General features: G+C 65.9%; 4 protein-coding genes and 1 pseudogene. 4 read left to right on the forward strand and 1 reads right to left on the reverse strand.

What is annotated here, in order from left to right:
* The 4 genes from IE136_RS23620 to IE136_RS23635 all read left to right on the forward strand — a co-directional run.
* The coding region (locus IE136_RS23620) for an RHS repeat-associated core domain-containing protein (RefSeq protein WP_268247956.1) at positions 1 to 2,161 on the forward strand (2,161 nt) is incomplete at its 5' end.
* Positions 2,162 to 2,260: 99 nt separating this feature from the next.
* Entirely contained in the window at positions 2,261 to 2,896 is a 636-nt protein-coding gene (locus IE136_RS23625; protein ID WP_189601324.1) for a hypothetical protein, read from the forward strand.
* A 49-nt stretch (positions 2,897 to 2,945) separates the two neighbouring features.
* Positions 2,946 to 3,410, forward strand: coding sequence for a hypothetical protein (locus IE136_RS23630; protein ID WP_189601325.1), 465 nt, complete (start codon positions 2,946 to 2,948; stop codon positions 3,408 to 3,410).
* Between the two features lie 132 nt (positions 3,411 to 3,542).
* Positions 3,543 to 4,439: a hypothetical protein gene (locus IE136_RS23635; RefSeq protein ID WP_189601326.1), complete on the forward strand. Its 897-nt coding sequence runs from the start codon at positions 3,543 to 3,545 to the stop codon at positions 4,437 to 4,439.
* Positions 4,440 to 4,465: 26 nt separating this feature from the next.
* Here the strand turns inward: IE136_RS23635 and IE136_RS23640 are convergent.
* Positions 4,466 to 4,557 (reverse strand): annotated as a pseudogene (locus tag IE136_RS23640) (IS5/IS1182 family transposase); the annotation flags it as partial.

Raw genomic sequence — 4,557 nt, forward strand, 5'->3', positions numbered from 1 at the left:
CTCGCTGCTCGGTGTGAAGACGTCCGTGTCGGCAGTGCTGGCACTGACCGACCTCCACGACGACGTGGTGGCGCAGTTCACCGCGACCGGAGAGGCGCTGGCGGGTTCGACGACGTACTCGCCGTTCGGCAAGGTCGTCCAGAGCGCCGGAATGCTCGGCGCTCTCGGCTACCAGTCGGGCTGGACCGACCCGGAGACGGCCAAGGTCAACATGGCCGCGCGCTGGTACTCGCCGGAAACCGGCCAGTTCAACAGCCGCGACACGATGGCGCAGAGCCCGCTGCCCGCCTCGGTGAACGCGAACCGCTACGCGTACGCCAACGGCAACCCGATGACGGGTGTCGACCCGACCGGCCACTGGTTCGAGTGGGCCAAGAAGGCCGTCAAAAAGGTCACTTCGACGGTCACCTCGGTCGCCAAGTCCGCCTGGCAGGCCACCACTCACACCGTCGCACAGGTCGCCACGGTGGTGAAGGCGGCCGCCACGGTCGTCAAGGCCAAGGTCAAGCAGGTGGTGCGCAAGACGTACCGCACGGTGCGCAAGACCGTTCGGTACGTGCGCGACAGCGTCAAGAAGGTCAAGAGATACGTCAAGCGCACCTACAAGCGCGTCAAGCGCTACACCCACAAGGTCGTCAAGCACGTCAAGAAGCAGGTCCGTAAGGTCGCCAAGGCGGTCAAACACGTAGCCAAGAAGGTGGTCAAGCAAGCCAAGAAGGTCGGCAAGGCCGTCAAAAAGGCGGCCAAAGCCACAGCCAACTTCGTCAAACAACACGCCTCCACCATCGCGTCGGTGGCCGTAGGGGTTGCCGTCTTCGCAGGCTGCACCGCCATCACGGCAGGCGTCGGCGCCATCGGCTGCGCAGTCCTCGCGGGCGCGGCGGCCAACGGCGTCGGCTACATGATGAGCGACGGCCCGAAGACGCTAGGCGGCTTCGCCATGGCGGTCGGCGTCGGCGCGGTCACCGGTTTGGTCGGCGGCGCGGCCGGCGGTCTCGCCGCGGGCGCGGCCGGCCGACTGCTCTCGGGCACCGCTGGCCGCATCTTCTCGGGCGCGGCCAGTGGCGCGACCGAAGGCGCGGCGACCGGCGCGGTCGAGTACGGCACGTCCTGCGTGAACAGCCCGGACGGCTGCAGCGTCGGCGGCGCGGCGAAGGCCACGGCGGTCGGTGCGGCGATGGGCGGCATCTTCGGAGCTGCGGGCAGTGCTCGCGGTCCGAAATCGAAGTCGTCATCAGCAACCGGCGGGTCCTGTCCGAGCAGGCGCGGCACGCCGCACAGCTTCACTGCGAACACGCCTGTTCTTCTGGCCGACGGTACGACAAAGCAGATCTCGAAGGTCAAGGCTGGGGACTATGTCCTGACTGCTGAACCCGGTAAGAAGACCCAGGAGAAGCACCGGGTCAAGGAAGTGATCATCACCAAGACCGACCGCGACTACGTCGACGTGGTCGTCGCCACCAAGGCCGGTCCGAAGACGATCCAGACCACCAAGCACCACCAGTTCTATGAGGCCACCCGAAACTCCTGGACCCAGGCCGGCGACCTCAAGGTGGGCCAGAAGGTCCAGAATGGTGACGGTGCCCTGACGGCGATCGTCGAGGTCAAGTCGTACCGGGCCGATCGCGTCACGTACGACCTCAGCATCAAGGGCCTGCACACGTACTTCGTGTTCGCGGGCGATCAGGTCCGGGCGGTCGACAAGAGCGCGGCGGTCCTGGTCCACAACTGCGGTGGCAGCAACCCCGCCCACTCGCCCACGTGCACCTGCGCGGCCGGAAACCAGCCGCGCATGGCGAACGGGAGCATGGGCTCCAACCCCAACCCGAATCCGAGTCGACTCAACCGTGACAACCAGTACCCGTCGGGATACTGGGCCGACACCCACCGTGAAATGGAGAGGAATTGGAAGGACAGCGACGGGAATTGGTTGGACAACGACGGTAATATCGTTCCGGACGACGAGCTGACGTATGAGCACACGTACGCGGTCGTCGATCATTGGAACGCCGAGGGGTACAATCAGAGTAGAAGCCAGCGCGCGGCGTTCTTCAATGACGCCTCCAAAATGCATCCGATGCGCAGGCAGGCGAATTCAAGCGGTGGTGGTAAAATGAAGGCGCGTTATCGGCAGGACACGGGTCCCAACTACTCGAATTAAAGGAGACTAAGGGTGGCATTTGATGTGGAGCAGGCCGTACGGGAAATTCCCGGGGTAGAGGAGTTTCCTGGCCTCTCTCACGCGTGGCGCTGGTCGCCCATGTCCCGGTTCGTGTTCTCGCTGGCGATGAACGCGGAGGGGACGCGCGTCCATCAGGTGAACGCCCGAGACTCCTTCGACGAGGATCTGGCCCGGTCGGTGCTCACGTTCGCGCGTGAGCACCGTGCCGGGCTCGGGGAGGACCCCCGGCCCTTCGAGGTCGTTCCCGGGTTCTCCCACCCGGGGTACGACTTCGACGCCCTGGTGGCGATCCAGCCCGACATCCACGGCTACTACGTGGGTCGGAACGAGGAGCTCAACGAGGTCGTGGTCGGGGTCTTCCCGGCGTACGTCCGCGAGTTCTCCGGGAACGAGACCCAGGAGGAGGCGTTCTTCCGCTTCAAGCGGATGCTGAACGCGGCGGACATGACCCGTGGGGCCATGCCGTTCCTCCGGATGAAGTTCGACAACACGAGGACCGGCGGAGGAAGCGAAGGCGACCTCCGTGGTTTCACCACCCCCGACGTGCTGCTCCGGGAGCTGGAGCTCCTGGAGGGCGCGCCCGGCAGCTTCGTGGAGTACGAGAACCGCCACGGGCGGGTCTGGCGGATCGAGTGGAACGGCTCGTGGACCGTCGACGGCGAGGCCCGGGAGCACGCGCCGGCCCCCGCCGAGGTCCTGGAGACCCTGAACTGAACCCGGTCGCGTCCTGCTGAGAACGAGGGCCGTCCATCCGGAACACCGGGTGGACGGCCCTCGTGCCGTTTCGGTGAACCGGATCGTCGGCGACGAGAGCCTCGTCGAGTACATCGACGAGGGCGCTCTGGTGCCCGTGAGCATCGGTGGCGACGGCGCCTACGGGTTCACGGTGCGCGGTGTCCCGGAACCCGGCCGGCTCGGTGAGCGTGAGGAGCGGTTCCGCCTCGTCTCCTCGCAGCCGTACCTTCGGGTCCCCGACGGCCGTGTCGCCCTGGGCGGGCTGGAAGCGGTCGGCGAGTACACCGGCGCCGACAGGCTGGAGTTCCCGCTCGCTCCGGGCCGGTACGCCGTTCGGATCCACCTGATCGACTGGAAGGCCGAACCGGGTTCCCAGGGACCGGACGGAAAGCCCAGGGCGAACGCCCTCGGTGATTTCGTCATCGAAATCACCGAGGAGTCTCCCGCGAATGCCGGCGGATACCGGAAGAGCGTGGTCGATTTCACCCGGTGACGCGCTGACCGGAAGCTGACGGCGGCCCGGCCCTGAACGGGCAGCGGCTACTCTTCCTGCCGAACGACGTGATACGTCAGAAGTACCCCGAGGGGCATCGGATCTTTACGTTCGGAGGCGAGCATGGTGGCGGTGGATGAAGTGCTCGGTTCACTGGATGAGGCCGAAACCGCCCTCACCACCAGGCTGGCCGTCTCCCGATACGCGCGGCTGGCCCTCCTCCCGGGGCCCGGTTGGTGGCAGGAGTCGCTGCCGCACGGCTTCCGCGAGGCCGTGGCCGAAGCGGTCCGCTGGGACGAGGCCGTGCCTGACGCACGTGCGATCGCACGCATGGAAAGCCTTGCCGACAAGGTCATCGATCTTGTCGACGAGACCCCTGCGGGAGAGTTGTACTACCCGTACCAGGCCACGACCTTCGTGAGCAGCGCCTGTTGGGGGCTCGGGGAAGGTCGAGGTCATCCCAAGTTTTTCGGCCGGCTCTGGGAAGAGGCCTTGCGCTATGCGGGGCATGTCGACTGGCGGCTGCGTGAGAGCCGGATCCCGACGGATAACCAGGACCCATTCCAGACGCTGGAGCGGACACTGTGGCTGCGTCATGCCCGGCTTTCCGGGAGCGAGGACGAGACGTACAGGCAATTGGCCGCATTCTCTCGGGAGGTTGCCGAGGAGTACGTCGACGCCGTGCGATGTGCGCTTTCGGAAGCGGCGACTGCCGACTTCATCCTGATTCTCGATGCGGCGGACAAGCCGCGATTCGACCGAATCATCGGAGAGTGGACAGGGGTACGGAGGGCACGGTTCGACGAGTGCATCTATCCAGGGCGCATGGCGGACGCGGACCGGACGTTCTTCGAGAGTCCGGCTTTCCTCTACCTCTGGGGCGTCGATGAGACCGAAGTCGCGACTCTTCTGCGTGAGGCCGGCGTCTCTCGGGTGCACGTGGACGTGCGTGCCCAGGACGGCTCCGTCGTCGAGGGTGCGGCGTTCATCGCGGATCCGGTGAAATCGGTGACGTCCTGGCAAAGTTGAACATCACCACCCTCTAAGACCGTGTCCTATGTGGTGAGGCGGACCAGTCGCTTGTAGCAGCAGATGGCTGCGGCGAGGCCGAGGAAGGCCAGGTAGTTGCGGGGGTGTCGTTCGTAGC

Source organism: Streptomyces lateritius (assembly GCF_014649715.1).
GTDB lineage: Bacteria > Actinomycetota > Actinomycetes > Streptomycetales > Streptomycetaceae > Streptomyces > Streptomyces lateritius.

Excerpts from the sequence above, each read along its gene's own strand:
- IE136_RS23625 (WP_189601324.1), top strand. The coding sequence starts at position 2,261 with ATGTCCCGGTTCGTGTTCTCGCTGGCGATGAACGCGGAGGGGACGCGC.